Source organism: Bacillus salipaludis (assembly GCF_004358205.1).
Genome location: NZ_SMYO01000004.1, coordinates 265,784 through 291,254, shown reverse-complemented (window position 1 = coordinate 291,254; position 25,471 = coordinate 265,784). Strand labels below are relative to the sequence as shown.

At 39.3% G+C, this 25,471-nt stretch carries 26 protein-coding genes and 1 other RNA gene; 3 read left to right on the top strand and 24 right to left on the bottom strand.

Annotated features, from left to right (window positions below):
• Positions 1 to 6: 6 nt before the first annotated feature.
• The 5 genes from cpaB to E2K98_RS09465 form a co-directional block, all read right to left on the bottom strand.
• Positions 7 to 594 (bottom strand): Flp pilus assembly protein CpaB, encoded by a 588-nt coding sequence (cpaB, locus tag E2K98_RS09485; protein WP_133334006.1) that lies wholly within the window; start codon positions 592 to 594, stop codon positions 7 to 9.
• A gap of 33 nt (positions 595 to 627) precedes the next feature.
• Positions 628 to 1,575: a TadE/TadG family type IV pilus assembly protein gene (locus tag E2K98_RS09480; protein WP_133334005.1), complete on the bottom strand. Its 948-nt coding sequence runs from the start codon at positions 1,573 to 1,575 to the stop codon at positions 628 to 630.
• On the bottom strand, positions 1,576 to 1,950 hold the full coding sequence (locus E2K98_RS09475; protein ID WP_165976231.1) for a TadE/TadG family type IV pilus assembly protein: 375 nt from the start codon (positions 1,948 to 1,950) through the stop codon (positions 1,576 to 1,578). It abuts the gene before it with no gap.
• Positions 1,950 to 2,456, bottom strand: coding sequence for an A24 family peptidase (locus E2K98_RS09470; RefSeq protein WP_133334003.1), 507 nt, complete (start codon positions 2,454 to 2,456; stop codon positions 1,950 to 1,952). Before E2K98_RS09470 ends, E2K98_RS09475 begins: the two co-directional genes overlap by 1 nt.
• A gap of 70 nt (positions 2,457 to 2,526) precedes the next feature.
• Positions 2,527 to 2,685, bottom strand: coding sequence for a Flp family type IVb pilin (locus E2K98_RS09465; RefSeq protein ID WP_133334002.1), 159 nt, complete (start codon positions 2,683 to 2,685; stop codon positions 2,527 to 2,529).
• A 278-nt stretch (positions 2,686 to 2,963) separates the two neighbouring features.
• Between E2K98_RS09465 and E2K98_RS09460 the strand changes: the two genes are divergently transcribed.
• The 3 genes from E2K98_RS09460 (at position 2,964) to E2K98_RS09450 (ending at position 4,346) form a co-directional block, all read left to right on the top strand.
• Entirely contained in the window at positions 2,964 to 3,290 is a 327-nt protein-coding gene (locus E2K98_RS09460) for a DUF192 domain-containing protein (RefSeq protein ID WP_133334001.1), read from the top strand.
• Positions 3,291 to 3,426: 136 nt separating this feature from the next.
• Positions 3,427 to 3,648: a hypothetical protein gene (locus E2K98_RS09455; RefSeq protein WP_133334000.1), complete on the top strand. Its 222-nt coding sequence runs from the start codon at positions 3,427 to 3,429 to the stop codon at positions 3,646 to 3,648.
• 59 nt (positions 3,649 to 3,707) lie between these two features.
• Positions 3,708 to 4,346, top strand: a complete 639-nt coding sequence (locus E2K98_RS09450) for a DUF2085 domain-containing protein (RefSeq protein WP_133333999.1) — start codon at positions 3,708 to 3,710, stop codon at positions 4,344 to 4,346.
• Between the two features lie 37 nt (positions 4,347 to 4,383).
• On the opposite strand, the gene E2K98_RS09445 is transcribed toward E2K98_RS09450, so the two are convergent.
• The 19 genes from E2K98_RS09445 to E2K98_RS09365 all read right to left on the bottom strand — a co-directional run bounded on the left by E2K98_RS09445 (position 4,384) and on the right by E2K98_RS09365 (position 25,353).
• Entirely contained in the window at positions 4,384 to 4,986 is a 603-nt protein-coding gene (locus E2K98_RS09445) for an undecaprenyl-diphosphatase (protein WP_133333998.1), read from the bottom strand.
• Between the two features lie 84 nt (positions 4,987 to 5,070).
• Positions 5,071 to 6,120, bottom strand: a complete 1,050-nt coding sequence (locus E2K98_RS09440) for an acyltransferase family protein (protein WP_133333997.1) — start codon at positions 6,118 to 6,120, stop codon at positions 5,071 to 5,073.
• A gap of 217 nt (positions 6,121 to 6,337) precedes the next feature.
• On the bottom strand, positions 6,338 to 7,732 hold the full coding sequence (locus tag E2K98_RS09435) for a purine-cytosine permease family protein (protein ID WP_133333996.1): 1,395 nt from the start codon (positions 7,730 to 7,732) through the stop codon (positions 6,338 to 6,340).
• A 35-nt stretch (positions 7,733 to 7,767) separates the two neighbouring features.
• Complete coding sequence (gene speB / locus E2K98_RS09430) at positions 7,768 to 8,760, bottom strand: agmatinase (RefSeq protein ID WP_133333995.1); 993 nt, start codon at positions 8,758 to 8,760, stop codon at positions 7,768 to 7,770.
• Between the two features lie 121 nt (positions 8,761 to 8,881).
• Positions 8,882 to 10,255, bottom strand: coding sequence for a sigma-54 interaction domain-containing protein (locus tag E2K98_RS09425; protein ID WP_133333994.1), 1,374 nt, complete (start codon positions 10,253 to 10,255; stop codon positions 8,882 to 8,884).
• Between the two features lie 257 nt (positions 10,256 to 10,512).
• Positions 10,513 to 10,870, bottom strand: a transfer-messenger RNA (tmRNA) gene (gene ssrA, locus E2K98_RS09420).
• Between the two features lie 150 nt (positions 10,871 to 11,020).
• On the bottom strand, positions 11,021 to 11,488 hold the full coding sequence (gene smpB / locus E2K98_RS09415; protein ID WP_133333993.1) for an SsrA-binding protein SmpB: 468 nt from the start codon (positions 11,486 to 11,488) through the stop codon (positions 11,021 to 11,023).
• Between the two features lie 330 nt (positions 11,489 to 11,818).
• Positions 11,819 to 11,992 (bottom strand): hypothetical protein, encoded by a 174-nt coding sequence (locus E2K98_RS30875; RefSeq protein WP_165976230.1) that lies wholly within the window; start codon positions 11,990 to 11,992, stop codon positions 11,819 to 11,821.
• Between the two features lie 238 nt (positions 11,993 to 12,230).
• Positions 12,231 to 12,353 carry a hypothetical protein gene (locus E2K98_RS32015; protein ID WP_268884063.1) on the bottom strand — a complete coding sequence of 41 codons (123 nt, stop codon included), beginning with the start codon at positions 12,351 to 12,353 and terminating at the stop codon, positions 12,231 to 12,233.
• A gap of 212 nt (positions 12,354 to 12,565) precedes the next feature.
• A complete protein-coding gene (rnr, locus tag E2K98_RS09410) occupies positions 12,566 to 14,872 on the bottom strand; it encodes a ribonuclease R (protein WP_372512776.1) in 2,307 nt (768 codons plus the stop codon).
• A 69-nt stretch (positions 14,873 to 14,941) separates the two neighbouring features.
• Positions 14,942 to 15,688, bottom strand: a complete 747-nt coding sequence (locus tag E2K98_RS09405) for an alpha/beta hydrolase (protein ID WP_133333991.1) — start codon at positions 15,686 to 15,688, stop codon at positions 14,942 to 14,944.
• Between the two features lie 255 nt (positions 15,689 to 15,943).
• Positions 15,944 to 16,177, bottom strand: coding sequence for a preprotein translocase subunit SecG (gene secG / locus E2K98_RS09400; protein ID WP_133333990.1), 234 nt, complete (start codon positions 16,175 to 16,177; stop codon positions 15,944 to 15,946).
• A gap of 208 nt (positions 16,178 to 16,385) precedes the next feature.
• A complete protein-coding gene (locus tag E2K98_RS09395; protein ID WP_133333989.1) occupies positions 16,386 to 17,777 on the bottom strand; it encodes a M28 family peptidase in 1,392 nt (463 codons plus the stop codon).
• A 332-nt stretch (positions 17,778 to 18,109) separates the two neighbouring features.
• A complete protein-coding gene (gene eno / locus E2K98_RS09390; protein ID WP_133333988.1) occupies positions 18,110 to 19,408 on the bottom strand; it encodes a phosphopyruvate hydratase in 1,299 nt (432 codons plus the stop codon).
• A gap of 27 nt (positions 19,409 to 19,435) precedes the next feature.
• The gene (gene gpmI, locus E2K98_RS09385; RefSeq protein WP_133333987.1) at positions 19,436 to 20,968 is read right to left on the bottom strand and encodes a 2,3-bisphosphoglycerate-independent phosphoglycerate mutase; all 1,533 of its coding nucleotides are present in this window, start codon (positions 20,966 to 20,968) and stop codon (positions 19,436 to 19,438) included.
• The gene (gene tpiA / locus E2K98_RS09380) at positions 20,961 to 21,722 is read right to left on the bottom strand and encodes a triose-phosphate isomerase (RefSeq protein ID WP_133333986.1); all 762 of its coding nucleotides are present in this window, start codon (positions 21,720 to 21,722) and stop codon (positions 20,961 to 20,963) included. The genes gpmI and tpiA overlap by 8 nt, the downstream gene beginning before the upstream one ends.
• 205 nt (positions 21,723 to 21,927) lie before the next feature.
• A complete protein-coding gene (locus tag E2K98_RS09375) occupies positions 21,928 to 23,112 on the bottom strand; it encodes a phosphoglycerate kinase (protein WP_133333985.1) in 1,185 nt (394 codons plus the stop codon).
• A 165-nt stretch (positions 23,113 to 23,277) separates the two neighbouring features.
• The gene (gene gap / locus E2K98_RS09370) at positions 23,278 to 24,285 is read right to left on the bottom strand and encodes a type I glyceraldehyde-3-phosphate dehydrogenase (RefSeq protein WP_133333984.1); all 1,008 of its coding nucleotides are present in this window, start codon (positions 24,283 to 24,285) and stop codon (positions 23,278 to 23,280) included.
• Positions 24,286 to 24,330: 45 nt separating this feature from the next.
• Positions 24,331 to 25,353, bottom strand: a complete 1,023-nt coding sequence (locus E2K98_RS09365) for a sugar-binding transcriptional regulator (protein ID WP_133333983.1) — start codon at positions 25,351 to 25,353, stop codon at positions 24,331 to 24,333.
• Between the last annotated feature and the right edge of the window lie 118 nt (positions 25,354 to 25,471).

Below are 25,471 nucleotides of genomic sequence, written 5' to 3'. Positions count from 1 at the left end.
TTCGATTTAATCCCCCTCTTTGATTACTTCTCTTGTTTGCTTAAGACCAACTTTTCCTTTATCTGGGTCCTCTGTATTTCTAAGCATTAAATAGAACCCATCCTTATCTTTGGCAGCTAAACTAAGCATAACGCCTTCTTTTGGGGTAACCTCCAATGTAACGGATTCATAATGGAGGGCTTCTTCCTTGTTGTCACTGGATTTACCAGAAGATAGGACTTTTACATTTTCAAGAACTAGCACAGCTGATCTATATTCTTTTTTCGTTTTATCATCTTTTTTCGTTCCGTAGGCAATTACATCAACTTTGGAATTCGGGGCAATATACCCTGAAACCCCTTGTGCTGGGTCAACATTGATCGAAATTGCCCTTTTGCCATTACTTACAACAACGAGCGGATTATTGAATTCCCTTTTTAGTGCTTCTTCTTTTTTCGCTTGTTCCTCATCCGATTTTTTCTCATCGCTTTTCTGAGTTACCTCTACAGTAGAAGCTTCTGAGACTTTCCCCTTCGAAAATATGGACAGATAGGCAATACCTGCAAAAGCTATTCCCAATATTAATGAAATGATCCAAATTTTTTTTGTGTTCATAGTGTCCTCCCCTATTTCAACGACTTTCCAGTTTCACTCTACAAGCTTGACGCCTTTTAAATAATTGTAGCTGCCAGATTCACCAATTTCCCCTGCAGTGACGGAATTAATAAATTGTCCTACGATACTTTTATTTTTTCCTTGACTATCATATTCCTTGACCCAAAAGGGAGCAAAACCTAGAATTTCAACTTGCTTTTTACCATTGATGCTCTCCCAGGAATCAATAATAGCTATATAAATTACCCGTTTACAAGTGTTATCAGCAGTAGCCGCAGACTGACACCAATCTTTGTCTTTGTCACTATTAATTAAAGAGTCAGAGTCAGTTTCAACAGCCTTTTTAATGGGTCCATTCATGTCACCTGTTTCTGTAGAAACTTTATCACCTATTGAGACCATCTTTTTGCTCCCATTTTTAATTCCATCCTCTACATCAGGTGCCCCGTTCCCATCTATATCAAGAAACCCGCAATTCCCGGGGCTATTTTTTCCCGACTCATTTTCTACATTTCCACATGTGATATTTGTTTTATCCGGAACTGCGCTTTTTTCTACCGCAATCGGGGCAATTCCTTTAGCGGATTTTAATGGTGCAATAATAGCTTTTGCTGTAGCACTAACATCTGCAGTATTTATTCCCAATACTCTTGCAAAAGTCAGTGGAACATTAATTTGCTTAACCGCCTTAATAGAATCATTTGTTAAGGTTAAATTGTCTTTTATTAGTGGATAGCCATTTTTTTGTGAGACATCTTCAGCATTTTCGATTGCCCGCGCCTGATTTGTTGTTAATCCTTGAGCTCCTGCTAGAACAGCCGCATCAACAGCCTTTTGCAACTTGCTTTTCTCTAAATAAAGCCTGCCGCCATCTATCACTAAAGCAGTGAGACCTAGAAGAGCAACCATTGAAATAGCCACTATTACTAAAGCCGCACCGCTTTCATCTCGCAATTTTAACAAGCTTAAAAATCTTTTCATTTATTCCACCCTCATTACAGTGGTATCTGTTAAAGTTATCGGTCCAACAATGTTTCCAATTACTGGGGTAAGAAATGTTATAGGATAAGTAATTGTTATACTTATATTTGATCCAGATGTTTTTGTTCCTGAAGGAGTAACCCCTACTTTATCTGCTGTTAAGCCAATGCTTGATGCATCGGAAACAGCTGTGCTTTTGATTGTACTATCATCTTTACCAATACTTGCTGCCCGTGCTGCTTCTCTACCCGCATGATCCATGGTCAAATACACATGAAAAATTCGCGCAAAGTCAATAATTCCAAACAGCAATAACACTAAGATAGGCAGAATCAATGCAAACTCAACCAGAGATTGACCTTTTTCCGATTTCATTAAAAACCACCCCAGACAAGTGTGCATAATGTACCAAAGAAAATCGCTACTCCATATGGGAATGAAATACTACTTTTTTTATCCTTTGATAAAAGTATTGAACCAAGATTACTTCTGAAAAAAACAACATTGAAAAATATGGATTTAATGATATTTATTAGACCTTTCTTCTTAATAATCAGTATTAGAGCAATTGCTCCTCCGATTAAGGCTGTGTAAATGAACGAATAAAAAACGAAATTGCTTCCCATTAATACCCCAATTACTGTCATTAGTTTTACATCACCTGCTCCCATGCCACCTAATAAATAGGGAATAATAAGTAAACCGAGTCCCGCTAGGAAACCTTTGCCGCTATATAAAAAACCTTCAAATCCAGTCGTAAGTATGTTATAAACTAGGCCGAAAACGATAGCAGGTAAAGTTACAATATTTAATATTTTCCGTGATTTTATATCTGTAAAAAGACAGATTAAAAGAACAATTACAAGGATAATATCTTCCAAGATATTATTCCCCCTTCCTTATAAATAAACCCTGCTTCTCATGTCTGAAAAGCAGGGATTTTTAATTTAATTATTTAAAACTAATCCCATTAAAAAGTGCTACAATTTTATCTTTAAAAGCACCTAGAGCAACAACACAACCAACGGCAATCAAACCAATAACCAACCCATACTCCGTTAATGCTTGTCCTTCTTCTTGTACTACTAGATTTTTAATTTTTTTCAACATGTTTCATTCCTCCTAAATATTTTGTTAGTTTTTAAGATTAGTTCACTGTATCGAACAATGCTTGCGACCTAATTGTTCTATATTTCTTTGTTGTTTGTTCTTTTTAATGAACAACCCTTGAGTTAATAATAGTACCATTGTCCCGAAATGTAAATAGTTTTTCCTATTTTTGTTCTAAATAAAAAACGACACTATTCAACATTTTTCATTATTGAGAACGAATCGTTCTTATTGTATATTCAATATATCGAACAAATTGAATGATAGGAGAGTATAAAATGGAGCCATTAATTAAAACCATCCCTTTTTCTATTAAACTTGCAGATTCTTTTTTTACTAGACTAAAAGGACTAATGTTTCGAAAAGAACAGTTGGTCGAGGAGGGGTTATGGATATCCCCTTGTAATTCTATCCATATGTGTTTCATGCATTTTGAAATCGATGCTGTTTTTCTAAGCCATAAAGGAGAAATTGTAAAAGTGGTTGAAAGATTAAAACCTTGGAGTTTTGTAAAGCCCATCAAGGAAGCCTACTCCGTTATTGAACTTCCAGCAGGGGCAATTTCACAATTAGGCCTAAAGCAGGGAGATATCCTATCACTTTAAAGAGACAGATGCTGTCTCTTTTTTTTGCCCCTAAAACGAAAATATAAATTTAAATCATGGACAGACAAAATCCCCCACTCCATAACATACATTTTCATATGTGAAAATTTCCATAAACTAATGGAGGTGAATGCTGATGTCAGGTGGTCTTAAAGCCCTGCTATACATTTTGTCCTTTTTTATTCCTGTTGTTGGTATTATTTTAGGAATCATATGGTTGAATGATCAGGAACCTGAAAAGAAACAAGTTGGAAAAACTTGCTTGATCGTCGGAATTGTCGCCATTGTCTTAAGTTGTATTTGCTGGTTTGCTGCATCCGCGCTTTCAATTGGTCCTGCTTTTATGTCCGGATATTAAATCATTAGAACCTAATTCACCTTGTGGATTGGGTTTTTCTTTAGGAGTGGGTAACAACAATGGTTCAAGAATTATTTCATTTTTTAGGAAGAGCGATTTGTCATCAGCTTGAGGAACGTTCACTCCATGCTTCCGGTGAAACATTGTCTGTTTGTGCCCGAGATACAGGAATCTATATCGGGATCTTTTCATCCCTTATTTATTTGCATTTTACTAAAAGGAAAAAAAGCTTAACCATCCCTTCTGTAAAAACAAGCTTGTTCCTTTTGTTATTTCTTGTTCCATTGATGATTGACGGATTGGGATCTTATTTGCAGTTATTTGAATCAAGCAATATTCGAAGGCTGCTGACAGGAATAAGCTTTGGGCTCGTCTTACCTTACTTTCTCTATCCCCTGCTTTCGACAAAATGCCTTGAGGCGACGAGTGAGCCTGTTATCATGAAGAGCAAGGATTTGGTTTCGCCAATTGTTATTAGCAGCATTTTAGGCATGGGATTTTTTGGGGGAGTATTGCCCTATTATCTACTGGACGGTTTCATCATTGTGACAGTGGTTATTTGGTTTAGTTTATGCGCATCATTTTTATTTTCACGAACGGGCTCCAAGTATTTAAGATGGTTTCTTTCGGTATTTGCAAGTTTAACCTTTTTGTCCATCCTATCCATCCTGCATTCATGGATTTTAACGATAACTTAAAAAAGGGCTTGAAACTTAAAGTTTCAGCCCTCTTTTATTAAAAGTTTTTATTTCTGTCGCCAGATTTCGATTTTGGCAGAATGACTCCTTCTACTTTTTCATAAATAGCAAGCAGTTTGTTTAAGAAAGAAAGCTTTGGAGCAATCAAGTAAACAAACAAAGCAGAAATGATTCCGATAAGAGCACCTGTTATTACATCTAGAGGATAGTGAACACCAACCATTACACGGGAGATGGCTACACAGCAGGCCAGAATAATCCATAACCAACCCTCTTTTTTGCGAACCAACAAGATTGAAAAACATATTGAGAAAAAGATAATCGAGTGGTCACTCGGAAACGCATTATCTACAGCATGGCTTACAAGCTTATTAACATGCGGCAGCTCTGCAAACGGCTGATAATGCGAATAAAGCTTACCGGCTATTTTTCCGATGACTTCAGCCACTGCTACAGAAATAACGGACAAGATAATCATCATTCTGTTTTTATCGGTTCTAGTAAACCAATAAACTAACATTCCTAAAATTAAAAAATATAGCATGTATTCTGCAAGAAAAACGGCAATTGGATCTAAAAACGAATGGTCCTTCCCGAGATTATTAATCGCACGAAAGGCTTCAATATTTAATTGAGACATTTTCCTACTCCCAACCTAAAGTTATTTAATAAAACTTTTTCCACCAAAATAGTATACCTTCCTGGACATAAAATGGCAAAACATTTATGAGTGGATTTCTTTTTGCTTTATCATCCAGTTTAAACGTGGCAAAATAACTGGCTTGAATAGGTTGAGAATAAACTTTCTTGTCAGCAGCCAGCAGACAATTGAAGCAAATAGAATCGCTCCCAAAATGACAAATCCTTTATGGCTGACAAGCTGCTCCGGTGCTATTTCGCGGTATACTCGGACAATATTTGTATGAATCAAGTAAATAAACAAGGAGTTTACTCCGAGTTTATTAAAGAAAACCAGTTTCTTTTCCTTTGGAACAAGCAGCATAAGTGATATGGAAAGGACGACAACAACTCCATAGTAAGCTAGATGAATGACTGCTCCCTTTAAGATTGACCAAGTAAAAAAGCTGTAGGAGCTTCGTAAAAATAAAAATTCTGTCCCTGATGGCAATTGGTTAAAAAAGATCATGAAAACAAGGAATACGGCCACGATGGATAAGGCTCCCCAACGTATTGGTATTTTCCAAATTTTCGTTTTTTGGCTAAGGCTGATAAGAACGTTCTTCTTCGCAAGGCTATAGCCAATTAAGAAAAACGGGTAGAAATTCACTAATTTTCTCATTGAGAACCAAGATGGTACGTGGTCAACATAACTTATAGCAACAGCAAAAATAAGTGATATGATGATTGGAAACCGCAGGCGCAAGAAGTATGGCGTAACAATACTCCACACGACGATTCCAAGTAAGTACCAGAGCGTCCAATACGGGTCAAAGATATCAAATATTCTTCCTTCTGGTGATAAATTGACCACAGAATGATCCTGAATTAATTTTTGTAAGAAGCCGTTCGCGATTTGCCAGACTAGGTACACTGAAAGTAATTGAATAATCCGTTTGAATTTTTGCGGACGAAAGAAATACCCACTCACCATAATGAATAATGGCATATGAAAAAAATAAATTACATTGTAAAGATATAGAATAATTCCCGGATGTGAATGATTTCGATATGATTCAATAAAATGCCCAAACACTACTAAAAATATTAAAAGGCCTTTTACGTTATCGAACCATGGTATACGTTGTTTTATCATTATATACCTCCTTCAATAACTTTTTTCGACACTTCTCGACATTTACTAATTAAAACGAACCCCAAAATATCCTTCAATAGAACAAAAGGGCAAAACTTGAGGAAATATAGGAGGATATTCCCTCAACGAATGACCTGATTTTACTTATTTGTTTCTACACAAAAAAGGATAGAAAGCGGGATATTACATTCCCGCTTTCTATCCTTTTATCCGATATTTAATTTAAATTTGAAGAAGTATCATTCTCAACATGATGGATTGAAAACTGAGGCATATCCCTCAATTTTCTTTTCATTAAAACATAATAGAGTACAGCCGGGACGACTATTCCTAAAATCCAAGCAAGATCGGCTCCTCCCATTGCCTTGGCAGCCGGTCCAACATAGAGGGATGTATTCATAAATGGCACTTCAGCAATAATGGATGCCAAGAATGATATAGCAGTAATTTTGTTAACCTTCCCGTACTTCCCATTTAAATCAAAGATATCTTTAATACTATACTCGCCATGGCGCAACACATAAAAATCAACGAGGTTAATGGCTGTCCATGGGATTAAGAAGTAACTGATAAATAATATAAAGTTTATAAAATTCGATAAGAAATTCCCTTGCCCCAAAATGGCCAGTACTGTTCCAATTGTTGCTATTCCAAACACAAAGAAAAATCTTACCTTTGGCGTTACTTTAATTTTTGAAAAAGGCTCAACGGTGGTTACAGTTGACATAAAGGCACCATATAAATTAAACACATTAATTGAGAGCTGACCTAAGAGGATAACGGCAAACATGATAAATGAGAAGCTGCCAAACTGGTGTGCTAAATTGGCACCGGTGTGGTTTAGGAAACCCGGAATCGCTGTCGTCAAAAACACTCCCAATAGCATCATCCAACCAGTTCCAAGAACAGACCCGGCATACGTATACCAAAAGGTTTTTGAATAAGAGGTATCCACCGGTAAATACCTTGAGTAGTCAGCAACATATGGCGCAAAAGAAATCTGCCAGGTTGCAACCACACTAACAGCTAACATAAATGTCCCAAAATTAAAATTGGCCGGAGACCAGCTTCCAGCCGGCACTGGTAATTTAAAGACAATAAATGTTGCTATGACGAAAACGATAAAAAATACCCATGTCAAGTATTTCTGCATTTTATGAATTAAATCGTGGCCAATCATTGTCACGATAAAGGTAATGATATTGAGGATAATAATACTCAATGTTAAATTGATGTTTAATGTACTGCTCAAAACTTGAGCTCCTAACAATCCGCTACTTGCAAAAAAGCCTAAGTACATAAAAACAACAAGAAGCAAGGGAATAACTGCACCAATCACACCAAATTGCGCACGGCTTTGAATCATTTGTGGAATTCCAAGTTTTGGTCCTTGTGCCGAATGGGAAGCCATAAAAATAGCTCCTGATAGATTACCAACGATAATTGCAACAACACTCCAAAAAAGATTTAAACCGAACGTAACACACAATGCTCCAGTTACTAGCGTGGTAATATGCATATTAGCAGCAAACCAAACTGAAAATAATCCTTTCGCTTTTCCATGACGTTCATTCGCAGGAATATACTCAATGCTTCTTGTCTCTATTTTCATCGACATACCTCCGTTATTTAATTTGGAGAATAATATTAAGTATGAATTTCTTCCTTTTTCGCTTTGCTTTCCTCATCAATTTCTCTTTCTTTTAAAACAAAACTAAGCAAGTCCAATGCCAGGCGCGCGCCTACTTGCCCTGTCATTCCTGCAGAATCATAGGGAGGGGCTACTTCAACTAAATCGAAACCAATTACCTTTCCTCTTTTCGCAATTCCTTCAAGCAATTCATTAACTTCATCGTATATAAATCCTCCAGGAGAAGGTGTACCTGTTCCCGGCGCTACGGAAGGATCTAATCCATCAATATCAATGGTGATGTAATATTTCTCTCCCTCCGGAATCAGCTCCAACACATTTTCAAATCCCATTTTTCTCATTTTCCTCGGTGATAAGATGACACTGCCATATTCTCGGGCAGCATCTACATCTTCCTTTAAACTGCTGCTAATTCCACGAATCCCAAATTGAAAAATTTTCTGAACATGATCCATTTCAGATAAACGCCGTATGCAGCTTCCATGACCAAGCCGCTGCCCGGAACGATGGTCTGCCCAATCTAAATGAGCATCGATTTGAATGACATGAAAAGGTCCTAAATCCTCTAACCCTTTTCCGACGGGAATTGAAATCGAATGATCCCCGCCTAAGACAACCGGCATGGCTCCTTTTGAAACAATCTTCCTAATGGCTTCTTCAGTATTTTCATGACACTGGATAATATCACCATGTACCATATCAACATCTCCGCAATCAACTACTTTCCATTTTGGCCCCAAATACGTAATATCTTTTTCGATATCATAGGCACCATTTAACCCAAAGCTATAAAGCGTTGAACCTTCACGAATCCCCCTTGGACCCATTCTTGCACCGGATTTCCATTGCGTACCCATATCATTTGGAACACCAATGACTGCAACATCTGCATCCAATTCATTTAGATTTGGGCAAACAGGGTATTTTCCAAATGTACTGATTCCCGTAAAAGGTAAATTCAAAAATTGCTTTTCATCCTGATTTGACATGTAATATGCCTCCTTTTTAGATTTTCACTAAAAATAATGCAACTTTCATGCCAATCTTTACTGGGATGAACTTATTCATGATTATGTAAGGTATAAATTACGGGCAGCAGATAATTTATAGTCAAAACTGACTACCCCCATCAACATACTTCCTTATTTTCCGATTGGCAGTGGATTGACTAATCCCCAATTTTTCAGCAAGTTTAATACTGCTAGGAAATTTCTGATACATCCGGACAATATATTCCTTTTCTATTGTTTCTATATAATCATTTAAAGTCATTTCATTGGATTCTGTAATCATTTTGTTTTGATCCTCTTCATCCTCTACTTCAATACCTATTTCAATGCCACTTGAAGTGATAATCTTTTTCTCAATATAGTTCCTTAATTCCCTAACATTTCCCGGCCAGATTTGTTGACTTAACCATGCAATCATTGCCGGGGTAAAATGTTTATTCATTTCATACTTTCGATTCATTTCCTCTGTAATCTTATAAATGAGTGGAATGATTTCTTCCTTTCGTTCCCTAAGGGGTGGGATCTCAATTTTAACTACATTGATTCGGTAATATAAATCTTCTCTGAATTTCCTTTCTTTAATTAAGATTTCTAAGTTTTGATTTGTAGCACAAATGATTCTGCACTTTACCTCAACTTTTTTACTACCGCCTAGTCTCATTAACGTTTGGTTCTGCAATACAGAAAGCAATTTCACTTGAAGATTCATTGGCAATTCACCAATTTCATCGAGAAACAATGTACCTTCCCCTGCTGCCTCAAAATACCCTTTTTTACCGCCTTTTTTAGAACCGGTAAATGCTCCTTCCTCATACCCAAATAGTTCCGACTCAAATAGGGACTCAGGTATCGCACCACAGTTTACTTCAATAAACGGATGATTTTCTTTTGTAGACATTTGATGAATCATATGGGCAATATGATTTTTACCTACCCCGGACTCCCCTTCTAGTAGGACCGTAACACTTAGATTGGTCACTTTTGATACAATATCAAAAACTTTTTCCATTTTGCTGTTACGAAGAAAGAATGGATTTGCCGCTTGTTTTTTTAATTTTGCAATCTCTTCTTGATATAATTTCAATGCCTTAGCAACCTGCTCATTTTCTTTTTTTAAGTATTCAAATTCTGTAACATCCCTTGAAACACTCAATGCTCCAACTAATTCGCCTGTTGAGTCATAAATTGGATAACCTGAGATTATGAGTTTTCTATTATGCTTCGTTTCTTGGATTAACGTATCTTTTTTTTGGGTTCTCAAGACATTCGCAATTACTGATGGCGAAAACATTCCCTGATTTTCTAGTTCAAAAATATTATGATTCACAATTTGCTCACTAGGAATTCCAAATACCTTTTCAGTAGATTGGCTTGTATATAAAACCATTCCCGATGCATCCGCAATAAAGATTTCATCAAAAGAATGCTCTAAAATATGCTTTAAAAGAATGGAGTCATCTAAAGTTAAATTCATCTTTATCACCTAGTCATTTTTGATTTAATCATAATCAAAAATGACTAAAAATTCAAATTATTTTAAATTAAATTAAAAATAGATTTTAATGGATTAAAATAAAAACAGAATGTATGTTCGAAATATGAAAAGGTGATTCCTTGGATTGGAAAGTATAATGCAGTATGATCGTGGAGGAAAATAGCATTTGAGGAAATGTTTTTTGAAATATAAAAAAGACCAGCATTATTTATGCTGGTCTTGTATCCACCTATGTATGGTGGAGACGGCGGGAATCGAACCCGCGTCCAAAGATATCGGCACTTAAGCTTCTACGAGTGTAGTCGACATATTGGCACTTCGCTGAGCCATATGCCTGTCGACAGGCGTCCGGTCAGCTAGCCTGGTTGTTCTCTTCCTTCATCCTCAGGCGGTGGAATCCGGCGTAGCCCACTTAGAGTGAGTCCCTTACCCTACCACATGGGCAATGGAGGGAGGAACCGCTATGCAGTATTAAGCTGCGAAAGCGAGGTTGTTGTTAGTTTTGCCAGTTATGGCTTTGACGTTTTAACGAGGCCGATCCCCTCGACTCGCAACCTAAGCTCAAACTACCCCTGTCGAATCCGTAGCGTCCCCATTATAAAATGTGCTTAAAATCTAATGAAAGATTTTAGCAAGACGTTCGGGTGCTCAAGAATTAGTTAAGAGCAAAAGTTTCCGTCGCTCCTTAGCGACAAATTTATTATAACACACTGCGGGAAAATTTCAATTGTAAGTATTTGTAAACTACATCTTTTGACGTTCTCGGAATGCCCGCTCAATTTCACGCTTTGCTTCTTTTTGTTTCAGAGACTCACGCTTATCATAATTTTTCTTACCCTTTGCAAGGCCAATTAAAACCTTACAAAAGCCATTTTTCAAATAAAGCTTTAATGGTACAAGCGCATAGCCCGCTTCCTTTGTTTCACCAATTAGTTTATTGATTTCACGTTTATGAAGCAATAATTTACGAGTTCTTAATGGATCATGATTAAAGCGATTCCCTTGCTCATAGGGACTGATATGCATCCCGAATAAAACCGCTTCGCCATTTTGAATTCTGGCATATGAATCCTTTAGGTTTACTTTACCCGCACGGATCGACTTGATTTCAGTTCCTTGCAAAACGATTCCGGCTTCGTACGTTTCTTCGATAAAATAGTCATGATAAGCTTTTTTGTTCTGCGCAACAACTTTTCCTTCACCTTTTGGCATGTTCTCACCTCTATTTCCTTTAAATTGTAGCAGAATTCTTGGGGCTGTACAATTGAAACGGGTATTTGGCGAGGTTTTAACAACCTTTTGAAAATTTATCTGCGGAAAATCCACTTTAATCTACGGTAGTAGAGGTTTTATCTGCGATAAGTTAGATTTTATCTGCGGAACTATTTTTGAAAGACCACTTTTGATTTTCCTCTTCAGTTTTTGGCCTTCATCGACCTCATGAAAACCATTTCCATGAAACTCCCTCTCTTTTTTGGCGTTCATCGACCTCATGAAAACCATTTCCAAGGAACTCCCTCTCTTTTTTGGCCTTCATCGACCTCATGAAAACCATTTCCAAGAAACTCCCTCTCTTTTTTGGCCTTCATCGACCTCATGAAAACCATTTCCATGAAACTCCCTCTCTTTTTTGGCCTTCATCGACCCATGAAAACCATTTCCATGAAACTCCCTCTCTTTTTTGGCCTTCATCGACCTCATGAAGACCATTTCCATGAAACTCCCTCTCTATTCAGCCTTCATCGACCTCATGAAGACCATTTCCATGAAACTCCCTCTCTATTCGGCCTTCATCGACCTCATGAAGACCATTTCCATGAAACTCCCTCTCTATTCAGCCTTCATCGACCTCATGAAAACCATTTCCAAGAAACTCCCTCTATTTTTTGGCCTTCATCGACCTTATGAAGACCATTTCCAAGAAACTCCCTCTCTTTTTTCGCCTTCATCGACCTTATGAAAACCATTTCCAAGAAACTCCCTCTCTTTTTTCGCCTTCATCGACCTCATGAAGACCATTTCCATGAAACTCCCTCTCTTTTTTGGCCTTCATCGACCTCATGAAAACCATTTCCATGAAACTCCCTCTCTTTTTTGGCCTTCATCGACCTTATGAAGACCATTTCCATGAAACTCCCTCTCTTTTTTGGCCTTCATCGACCTTATGAGACCATTTCCATCAGATTCTTCTAATGTTTTAGCCTTCATAAAACGTCGGCTTACTTTGATTATCAAAAAAGGCTATCAAAAAGGCATATGAATCAACCTTTTACGACAGCCTCCACTAGATTATCTTCTCTTTTTCCGCTTCGTACTTTTGTTTTTCGGCACATTTTCGTAGAATTTGCGCTTCTTTTTCGACTTCGAACCGTTGCCGCCCTGGCCGCCTTCACCAGACCTTTGATTGCGGTCGCCCTGCTGCTTGTTTCTACGAGGTTTATTGGTATCACTGCCGGTCTTAAAGACCTTCGGTGCCTCTGATCGTTCGCGGCGAGGTGTACCCTTCATACCGACGATTTCAAAATCAATTGATCGTTCCTCTTTATTCACTTTCACAACTCGAACAGTAATTTCATCACCAATCCGGAATACATTACCCGTACGTTCACCAATCATCGCATAGTGGCGTTCGTCAAAGCGGTAATAATCATCTGTCATATAGCTGACATGAACAAGTCCCTCGATGGTATTTGGAAGCTCAACAAACATCCCAAAATTGGTAACAGAGCTGATGATTCCATCATACTCAACGCCAATTTTGTCCTCCATGTACTCCGCTTTCTTCAATTCATCCGTTTCACGTTCTGCATCAACGGCACGGCGCTCCATTCTTGAAGAATGGGCTGCAATTTCCGGAAGCTGGGCATTCCATTTTTCCCTTGTCGCTTCATCCAGCTTGCCTTCAATCAAATACGTGCGAATTAAACGGTGTACAATCGTATCCGGATAACGTCGGATCGGCGAGGTGAAATGGGTATAAAATTCCGTAGAAAGACCAAAGTGCCCTAAGCTTTCCGGGTCATACTTCGCCTGTTGCATCGAGCGCAGCATCACTGTTGAAATAACCATTTCCTCAGGCTTTCCCTGAACCTCTTCAATAATTTCTTGAAGAGCCCTTGGATGCACTTCATTGGCTGTCCCTTTTACAATATAGCCAAAATTGGTGATAAACTCGAAAAATTTCCGTAACTTATCTTCCTTCGGATCTTCATGGATACGGTAAATGAACGGAACTTCCATCCAATGAAAATGTTCTGCGACCGTTTCATTTGCGGCAAGCATGAATTCTTCAATCAATCTCTCGGCAACGGAACGCTCACGTAGAACCACATCTGTTGGATTTCCTTCCTCATCGACTAATACCTTTGATTCTTTAAAATCAAAATCGATGGCGCCCCGTTTCATTCTTTTATCGCGTAAAATCGCAGCCAGTTCTTCCATTAACTCAAACATTGGAACTAGCGGTTCATAGCGTTTTCTAGTTTCCTCATCTTTATCAATCAAAATTCGGTTAACATCATAATAGGTCATTCGCTCAGTTGTCTTAATGACACTTTGAAAAATTTCATGATCCACCACTTGACCTTCCGAGGTAATCTCCATATTACAAGAAAGAACTAAGCGGTCCACTTTTGGATTCAACGAGCAAATTCCATTTGAAAGCCGGTGAGGGATCATCGGGATTACTCGGTCTACTAAATAAACACTTGTTGCCCGGTCCTCAGCTTCTACATCAATCGGTGACCCTTCTTTTACATAATAGCTGACATCAGCAATATGTACACCAAGCTTATAGTTTCCATTTTCAAGTTTCGTAACCGTTACGGCATCATCGAGGTCCTTTGCATCTGCACCATCAATCGTCACAATGGTTTCGTTCCGTAAATCACGTCGGTTCGCCAGTTCACTCTCATCAATGGTATCCGGTGTTTCATTTGCTTGCTGCAAAACATCCTCCGGAAAAGCCATTGGCAAACCATGCTTGTGGATAATCGAGAGAATATCCACTCCCGGGTCATTTTTATGTCCAAGAATTTCAATGACTTCCCCTTCAGCACTTTTGCGTCCCTCTGGATAGGTAGTTAATTTTACAACTACCTTATGTCCTTCCACTGCTCCCTTTGAAGCAGCTTTCGGGATAAAAATATCACTAGCAAACTTTTTATCATCCGGAATTACGAAACCAAAACTTTTACTTTCCACATAAGTTCCGACCATTTGCTGAATTCCTCGTTCAATGATCCGAATAATACTGCCTTCCCGGCGCTGGCCGGAGCTCTCTGATGATACACGAGCTAAAACGGTATCCCCGTGCATAGCTGTGTTTGTTTCATTCGGAGGAATAAAAATATCGTCCATTCCCGGCTCATCCGGAATCACAAAGGCAAAGCCCTTTGCATGTCCTGTTAATTTTCCACGAATTAGGTTCATTTTTTCCGGCAAGCCGTAGCGGTTACTGCGAGTTCGGACTACTAATCCTTTTTCCTCCATTTGGACTAATGCCTTAACGAATTCCTTAAAGTCACTGGAGTCCTGAATTCCAAATGCAGCTTCTAGCTCTTGTACAGTCAACGGTTTATAGGCTTCGTCCTTCATATAATGCAAAAGCTTGTCAATATGCTTTTGAATTGTATCTTCCAAGCAAATCCCTCCTTTTCGGGTGCTTTAATCGTTCCATTCCAATGTTTCTAAAAAGGCATATACATCCTCATGAAGCTGTTCTTTCTCTTTATCTAGAGTAATCACATGTCCGGAATCTTCGAACCATTTGATTTGTTTTTGAACAGACTCAATGTTGTTGTAAATAATGTTGGCGCTATCCGTGTTGATCATGTTGTCATGGCGAGCTTGAACCACAAAGGTTGGAGCATAAATTAAATCAACATGGTCCCGAACATCTGCGATTTGCTCCTGAAGAGCGCGTAAGGTTTGCATGGGCGTTTTTGCAAACTCGTTCATTTCCAATTCGATTTGTTCCTCTGTTTTTCCTTCTCGTTTTTTAAATTCGCGGGCATATTCTAAAACGCCTTGGTACATAACCTCTTCACTTTTAATATACATAGGCGCACACATAGTTATGATGCCTTTTATAGGTACAGTGTAACCCAATTTTAAAGAAAATACCCCGCCAAGGGAAAGACCGGCGACTGCAATTTCCTCGTGACCTTTATTTTTCAAAAATTCATAGCCATTCAGTACATCTTGCCACCAATCCTTAGGACCGGTATGAACAAGCTCCTCTGGTGGGACTCCGTGTCCTTTATAATGTGGGGCATAGCAAGTATAGCCCTTTTTTTCAAGAAAACGGCCCAGCATCCGCACATCCGAGGAATTCCCAGTGAATCCATGGAGCAAGAGAACCGCTCTTTTTCCTCCTTCAAAGGTAAATGGCTTTGGTAATGAAATTCTCATATGTAAAAACTCCTTCTTTATCTCTAGCTTATCTTAGTTTAAGCAATGGGGTGGGGAACATTCCAGAAAAAAGGCTTACAGTGAGCTTGGAAAAGCGTTGTTTTTGCGATATCAACACTTTTTTAGAAAATATCTACAATTTTGGAGGGATATCGACACTTTTTTAAGATAAATCAACACTTTTTAAGATATATCGACACTTTTTGGAGGAACAATTCCTCTAAAAGCACAAAAAAACCCGGCCTGCGGCCAGGTTTAAACTTTAAAGTAGGTAACAGCAACTGCTAGTACAAAAAATAACACCGATAAAACGACGGTAATTCGATGTAGGATTAGGTCGATACCGCGAGCTTTTTGCTTACCGAATAGTGATTCAGCACCACCTGAAATGGCACCGGATAAACCAGCGCTTTTTCCTGATTGAAGTAAAACAACAGCGATAAGTCCGATACTTACGATTACTAACAAGATTACAACGAATGTATGCATAAGGCCACCTCCAGTTACACGTGCATCACAGTAACTTAAATTTACCATATTATTTCCCTTTCCACAATAGAGTTGTTGTGACAGCTTTTGGGAAATTATATATTTTGCAATCATTTAAAGGTATATTAACTTAAAAATACTTCTAAAAAAGAAGTTCCCACAGAGAAAAACGGCTTAAACATAAGTTCTAAGCCGTTTTTTGAACATATTAATCTACTGGGCGGTCATCAAAATCATAATCAACTGGGCCAGGAGCTACGTGTGCATTTACTAGAGCTGGCGTGTCAGGACGCGCAATTTGATAAGCAGCAGCTCCTACGATTGAAGCAGCTTGCTGAAGCTTTTCCTTGCTAATTTTATCAATTGTATCCGTCGGTTGGTGATACCAAGGCTCAACCGGTGAGTGGATAAATAGTGCTGAAGGAATTCCAAGCTCATGGAATGGTTGGTGATCGCTTCGGCCTAATTGTCCATATGGTATCGCTACATCCATCGTTCTTGCACCAGCAGAGGAGCCTAAATCCGTTACAAGATTTTTCTTACCGTCGATTGTATACATGATTAAGCCGCCTGCGGGATTATCTTCCCCTGCATCACGCCCGCCAATCATATCCATTTGAAAGTGGGCAACCATGCGCTCCACATCGCTCTTTGGAAGCTTTGATGCATAAAACGATGAACCAACCAGACCCCTTTCCTCTGAACCAAAGGTAAGAAATCGAACTTCTGTGTCAATCGGAGTTTTAGAAAATATTCGTGCTAATTCTAGGACAGCGGACACCCCTGAGGCATCATCATTAGCTCCCGGACCGCCATGAACAGAGTCATGGTGCGCCCCAATGGTGATGATTTGCCCGGTATCCTTATTTTTGTTCGGCTTCAATTTCGCTTCCACCACATAAGAAGTTTTCTCAATTTTTTCAATATCGACATCTAAGGTTGACTCAACTGGTCCGGACTTTAGTTGATCAACTAATGCCAAACCTTGAGCACGTGTGATAGCGACTGCCGGTATATTCTGTCCTTCTGAAACTTGTCCAAAACTATTCCCATTAACATTATTATACATAATGACCCCAACGGCACCTTTTTCAAGAACATTTTGCACCTTTTCAACAAACGTTAGGTCCCCACGTTCCACTAAGGCAATTTTACCTTTTACAGCATCAGTAATTTCCTCAGGTTTTGCTTTTCCAACATTCACAAGCTGGGCTGTCACTTTTCCACTCACGCTGCCACTAAACGCTCTTGGTGCCGTTCCATCCAAGTCTATACCGTCAATTTTCACCCACACATGTTTTGTCAGATAATCGTAAATAGGGAACGGGATTACTTTTGTTTCAAGACCTAAACTCTTAAACTGCCCCTCTATGTAATTTACTGCACGAACTTCCCCTTCTGTACCAGCCTCCCTTGGCTGCTCTGATAACAAGGCAATGGTGTTATACATATTATCCGCACTGATTTTTTTGATAATTTTGTTGTCAAAGGCTGTGTCTGATTGTCCATTTGCCGGACTTGTCGTTTGAGCATAAACAGTCCCAGAGGATAAAACCATCCCAACTGTTAAAACCGTAATCATCGATTTTTTTCGAAACATCTAACTAAATCCCCCTTTTATTTGAAATACACCCTTATTATTCATTATTTGTAATTTTTAGTAAATAATTTTCGTTTTACTAATAAGCTTTATTCCAATTTATTTTATCTATATATTGGTAAAAAGGTCCGACCTCACTTCTAATTTCTTTCAGAAATCCACTCCTCCTAATTCCTTTAAACCACTCTTCCCTCACCCCATCCACCCAAAAATACCTAACCTTCGACAAAATTTAGTTCATCAGAATGAACTATTCGACATCTCTTGTAAAACATAAAAAACCTCCTATAAATGTGGGGTTCCCCACACCTATAGGAGGTTTATACAAAAAATTATTTGCTTAAGTTATAGAAAGACTTAATTCCGTTAAACTTAGATGTTTCGCCTAATTGATCTTCAATGCGAAGTAATTGATTGTATTTCGCTACACGGTCAGTACGAGATGGCGCACCAGTTTTGATCTGACCTGCGTTTGTTGCTACTGCAATGTCAGCAATTGTGCTGTCTTCTGTTTCACCAGAACGGTGAGAAATTACAGCAGTATATCCCGCGCGTTTTGCCATTTCAATCGCATCAAAAGTTTCAGTAAGAGTTCCGATTTGGTTAACTTTAATTAGGATTGAGTTTCCAATTCCTTTTTCAATACCTTCAGCAAGCTTCTTCGTATTGGTTACGAATAAGTCATCACCAACTAATTGAACTTTTTTGCCAAGACGCTCTGTTAAAAGCTTGTGACCTTCCCAGTCGTTTTCGTCTAAGCCATCTTCGATTGAAATGATTGGATATTTAGAAGAAAGCTCTTCGTACCAATCTACCATTTCTGCAGATGTTTTCACAACGCCTTCACCTGCAAGATGGTATTTTCCATCTTCTTTGTTGTAGAATTCAGAAGATGCAGCATCCATGGCTAACATTACTTCTTCGCCTGGTTTGTAACCAGCTTTTTCGATTGCTTCCACGATCGTTTGAAGTGCTTCTTCGTTAGAACCAAGGTTTGGAGCAAATCCACCCTCGTCACCAACAGCTGTGTTAAGGCCCTTGTCTTTTAGAACTGCTTTTAAACTATGGAAAATTTCTGCGCCCATGCGTAATGCTTCTTTAAAGTTTGGCGCACCGACAGGCATAACCATAAATTCCTGAATATCAACGTTATTATCAGCATGTTCTCCGCCGTTTACGATGTTCATCATCGGTACTGGAAGCTGCTTAGAGTTGAATCCGCCAAGGTATTGGTATAAAGGAACATCTAAGTAATCCGCTGCAGCATGAGCAACGGCCATAGAAACACCAAGAATCGCGTTTGCTCCTAATTTACCTTTATTTTCAGTTCCGTCTAACTCGATTAAAGCTTGGTCAACACCAACTTGATCAAGAACGCTGAACTCTTCTCCAACTAAGAATGGAGCAATAATTTCATTTACGTTTTCAACGGCTTTTAAAACACCTTTGCCAAGGTAACGACCTTTGTCACCGTCACGAAGCTCAACTGCTTCGTACTCACCTGTAGAAGCACCGCTTGGTACTAATGCGCGTCCGAATGCGCCTGATTCAGTGAAAACTTCCACTTCAACAGTAGGGTTACCTCGGGAGTCTAAAACTTCACGTGCATAAACATCAACAATAAATGGCATTTGTATCTCTCCTAAAAATAAATTTAATTATTTAACTAATGATGTTCCTGTCATCTCAGCTGGTTTTTGTACACCTAATAAATCTAACATGGTTGGGGCTAAATCGCCAAGTATTCCATCTTCACGTAATTGGGCACCCGGTTTTGTTACGATCACAGGTACCGGATTTGTTGTGTGGGCCGTCATTGGCTCACCTTCGAGCGTGATGACTTCATCGGCATTTCCGTGATCAGCGGTAATAATCGCTTTTCCGCCTTTTTCAAGAATAAGATCAACAATTTTTCCTAAACACTCGTCGACCGTTTCAATCGCCTTAACGGTTGGCTCCAACATTCCGGAATGGCCAACCATATCAGGGTTAGCAAAGTTTAGTAAAATGGCATCAAATTTATCTGCTTGGATTTCTTTTAACAGGGCATCCGTAACTTCATAGGCACTCATTTCAGGTTTTAAATCATAGGTAGCAACCTTAGGAGAGTTAATCAAAATTCGCTCTTCCCCGGGGAATTTATCCTCACGGCCTCCGCTCATAAAGAATGTGACATGCGGATATTTTTCCGTTTCGGCAATTCGCAATTGTTTTAATCCATTTTGCGATAAGACCTCACCAAGGGTATTATCAAGGTTTGATGGTTTAAAAGCAACATATCCATCAACCGATTCACTAAAATGTGTCAAACAAACGAAGAATAAATCCTTTGGATGCTTAGGACCACGGTCAAAAGCACGAAAATCTTCGTTCGTGAACGTATTTGAAATTTGGATGGCACGGTCAGGTCGGAAATTATAGAAAATCACGGCATCATTGTCCTGAATCGTTGCCACAGGTTGTCCATCTTCTTTTGTAATCACAGATGGAATGACGAACTCGTCGAAAATGCCATGTTCATACGAATCCTTGACAACTTCCAATGGATTTGTGTACGAAGGACCTTCTCCGTAAACCATTGCACGGTAGGATTTTTCAACCCGCTCCCAGCGTTTATCACGATCCATTGAATAGTATCTTCCAGAGATGGTAGCAAATTCGCCAACACCATACTCCTTCATTTTGTCCAGCGTCTGCTGAATATATGTTTCTGCTGTTTTCGGCCCAACATCACGGCCATCAAGGAAGGCATGAATATATACTTTTTCAACGCCCTCATCCTTTGCAAGCTTTAATAAAGCAAACATATGGTTGATATGACTGTGAACTCCTCCATCTGAAAGTAATCCAAACAAATGAAGACTTGTTCCATGTTTTTTCACATGTTCCATTGCTCCGGTGAAGGTTTCATTTTTTTCAAATTCCCCTTCACGGATTGCAATATTTACACGAGTTAAGCTTTGATAGACAATCCGACCGGCACCGATATTTAAATGCCCGACTTCAGAGTTTCCCATTTGTCCTTCAGGAAGACCTACTGCTTCACCGGATGCTGTTAAATGGGAATGAGGGAAAGTTTCCCAATAACGATCAAAATTCGGCTTTTTCGCATGATAAACAGCATTCCCTTTCTGTTCATCGCGGCATCCAAAGCCGTCTAAAATAATGAGCGCAACAGGAGATTTACTCATTGCTTCCTGCCTCCAATAGCTGCAGGAATGATTGTACTTCAAGGCTGGCTCCGCCAACTAAAGCACCATCGATATCAGGCTGTGCCATGTATTCTTTAATATTGCCCGGCTTCACGCTGCCGCCGTATTGAATTCTTACCGCATTCGCAACATCTTCTGAGAATTGCTTTGCAACCACCTGACGAATATGTGCACACACTTCGTTTGCATCTTCTGAAGTAGAGGATTTACCAGTGCCAATTGCCCAAATTGGTTCATACGCAATAACAGTTTGTTTTACTTGATCACTTGTTAAACCAGCCAGCGCCTTTTCAATTTGGCCTCCAACAAAATTCATCGTTTCGCCGTTTTCACGCTGTTCAAGTGTTTCACCACAGCAAACGATTGGAGCTAAATTGTAATGGAAAGCTGCAAGAACTTTTTTATTTACAGACTCATCTGTTTCATTGAACATTTCACGACGTTCCGAATGCCCAATAATTACATATTGCACTCCCAAATCAGCAAGAGCTTTGGGACTAATTTCTCCAGTAAAGGCTCCGCTTTCTTCAAAATGCATGTTTTGAGCACCGATTTTTACATCGCTGCCCTTAACTGTTTCCACTAAGCTTTGTAAAAATAATGCAGGTGCACAGATGACGGATTCAATTTTGTCTTGTGCAGGAACTAATGTTTTCACTTCTTCTGCAAAGCTTTTTGCTTCTGAAAGAGTTTTGTGCATTTTCCAGTTGCCTGCAATGATTGGTTTACGCATGCTGTCCCATCCTTTCTAAAGTGAGGCTCTGTTAAACTTGTTTGTTGATTTCCACTCCAAGCATTTCGTTTTCAGTGGGCTGTCCGGGGAGCCTCCTCGTCGCTTACGCTCCTGCGGGGTCTCCCCTGCCCCGTACTCCCACAGGAGTCTTCGTGCCTTCCGCTCCAATCAACATTGACCTTTAACACAGCAATATTTATAAATATTATTTATCGTTCAATGCCACGACTCCAGGTAATGCTTTTCCTTCCATAAACTCAAGAGAAGCACCGCCGCCTGTTGAGATGTGGCTCATTTTATCTGCTAAATGGAATTTTTCCACAGCCGCTGCAGAGTCTCCACCGCCAATAACGGAATACGTTCCTTCCGCTTCCGCAAGTGCTTCGGCAACTGCTTTTGTACCGCCTGCAAATTTATCCATTTCGAATACACCCATCGGTCCATTCCAAATGACTAATTTTGATTTTTGAATTACTTCACGGTAGATCTCAGCGGTTTTAGGGCCAATATCAAGTGCCTGCCAATCAGCAGGAATCGCTTCAATTGAAACAACCTGTGTATTCGCATCCGCAGAGAATTTATCTGCGATAACCGCATCCACCGGCATGTAAAAATTAACGCCTTTTTCCTTTGCTTTTTCGATAAAAGACTTAGCTAAGTCAATTTTATCTTCTTCCAGCAGTGATTGACCGATTTCATGTCCTTGCGCTTTTATAAATGTATAAGCGAGGCCACCGCCAATAATTAAGTTATCAACTTTTTCTAATAGATTTTCAATAACGCCAATTTTGTCTTTTACCTTTGCACCGCCAATAATCGCTGTAAAAGGACGCTCAGGATTAGAAAGTGCTTTTCCTAAAACCTCTAATTCTTTTTCCATTAAGAATCCGGCAACAGCTGGAAGATGGTGGGCTACCCCTTCAGTTGAAGCATGTCCTCTATGTGCCGCACCAAATGCATCATTCACATACACATCCGCAAGTTCTGCAAATGCTTTTGCAAGCTCTGGATCATTCTTTTCTTCACCTGGATAAAAACGAACGTTTTCAAGAAGAAGAACATCCCCATCATTCATCGTTTCAATCAAGGCTTTTACAGATTCGCCATGTGCTTCATTGGCAATTTTAACGTCTTTGCCAAGCAAATCCGCGAGACGTCTGCCAACAGGCGCTAACCGCATTTCTTCTACTACTTGGCCTTTTGGACGGCCAAAGTGGCTCGCCAAAATAACCTTTGCCCCTTGTTCCATTAAATATTGAATGGTTGTCAATGCGGCACGAATCCGCGTCTCATCGGTAATTTTTCCATCTTGCATAGGAACATTAAAATCCACTCGGCAAAAAACGCGTTTCCCCTTAACATCCACATCTTTTAATGATTTCTTGTTCATGAAAGGACCTCCTTAATATGTACTTCGGATAACGATCAATGGTACATCCATTTACATTAAAAAAAGGAGGGGGAATCTTCCCCACTCCCCTTTGTCACACCATTTACCATTATAGACTGCCCTTGGCGTTTTTGCCAATCCCGTCCAAACAGAAATGTTCTATGATTAAAGTCCTTTTTGAGCGATGTAATCTACTAAGTCAACAACACGGTTAGAGTATCCAACTTCGTTATCGTACCAAGAAAGTACTTTAACCATATTTCCTTCAAGAACCATTGTTGATAAAGCATCAATAGTAGATGAAACAGTTGCGCCATTATAGTCGCTTGAAACCAATGGAAGATCGCTGTATGCTAAAATTCCTTTTAATGGACCTTCAGCAGCTTCTTTTAACGCTGCATTTATTTCATCAACTGTTACATCTTTTTCTAATTCTGCAACAAGGTCAACAACAGAAACGTTTGGAGTTGGAACACGCATAGCCATACCATTTAATTTGCCTTTAAGCTCTGGTAAAACTAGAGAAACAGCTTTAGCAGCACCAGTAGATGTTGGAATCATATTTTCAGCAGCTGCACGGGCACGACGGTAATCCTTATGCGGTAAATCAAGGATTTGTTGGTCATTTGTATATGAGTGAACAGTTGTCATCATACCGCGTTTGATGCCAAATGTATCGTTTAATACCTTTGCAAATGGTGCAAGACAGTTTGTTGTACATGATGCATTAGAAAGTACGTGATGGTTAGCCGCATCATATTTATCTTCGTTAACGCCCATTACAATTGTAATATCTTCGTTTGTTGCTGGAGCAGAGATGATTACTTTCTTAGCACCCGCTTCAAGGTGTTTAGCAGCATCTTCGCGTTTTGTAAAGCGGCCAGTAGATTCAACAACTACTTCAACACCAAGATCTCCCCAGCCAAGTTGTGCAGGATCGCGCTCAGCGATAACTTTCACTTTATGTCCGCCTACCACTAAGTATTCACCATCAACGGTTACATCCTCAGTAAGAGTTCCGTGAACAGTATCATATTTTAAAAGATGTGCTAACATGTTAGCATCTGTTAAGTCATTGATTGCTACGATTTCGATATTTGAATTGTTTAATGCCGCACGGAAAACATTCCGTCCAATACGACCAAACCCGTTAATTCCTACTTTTACTGTCATGATAATTTCCTCCTTTAATTGGTTAAGGATTTATATTCAAAGGATTTATCCTTTTAATAACTTCTTTGCTGCACCTTCATCCGTTATTAAAATCGTGGATGCCGGTGCTTGCTTCATATAGGCTCGAATGGCCTTAGCCTTTGATGCACCGCCTGCTACTGCAATGATTTCCGGAATGCGGGCCAAATCGTTGAGTTGAATACCAATGGTAAATACCTTGTGTACAATATCACCCAGCTCGTTAAAATAATAACCGAATGCCTCGCCAACAGCATTCCCCTCTTCAATTTTCCCAAGGATTTCGGAGCTTGATTTTCTACGTTCAGCCATTGTCATAGCGTCCCCAATCCCATGAAGAACCATGCTCGCCGATTTGATTAACTCTAAAACCTCATGAATCCCAGGTTCTTTAATAAGTGAATCATAAATCTCTGGGCTAACCTGATCAGGCACATAAAATACACGATGCTTCGCCTTCATGTTTGTCGCCATAATTGAACAAATGGTATTGGCTTGATTGTGAACATCCTCACCGACACCACCCCGCGCTGGGACAAATAAAATCTCTTTTTGATCCGTTTCCGGAGAAAGCTCATCGGCAATAGCCGCCATTGTGGAACCGCCAGTCACAGCAATAATATTTTTTCCTCCAAGATGTTTTTTCATGTAAGAGGCACTTGCCTTACCAAGGTCCTTTTTCACCATCGGAGAGTCCTCACTATCACCCGGGACAATAATGACGTTTTTAATACCCAAACGATGCTTTAATTCTAATTCCATCACATCAATGCCCTTAAGTTCACGCATGAGTCCTTCCAAATCTTCAAGTAAATTTTTTCCATCAGATGTTAGACTCATTCCCACACTATTGGTGAATATTAAGTTTTGATCCTTCAAAAAGTCCACTTCACTTCGGAGAATTCTCTCCGTATACCCAAGGCTTACGGCTAAGCTTCTTCTTCCTACTGGCTGCATGAATCCGATGTATCTCAGAATATGATGTCTTTTCTGCAGCATCTGTAAAATATCAGGAACTAGCCTTTTTTGGATGTCGATGATTGATTGCATGAGCATAAGCTCCTTTATATTATGTAGTTGGCCGTAAAATGTCCACCCGTGACATATTATGTCCCGCTACAGATAAAAAAAATCACTCCTTTATTGTAGCAGGAGTGAAATGTAATTT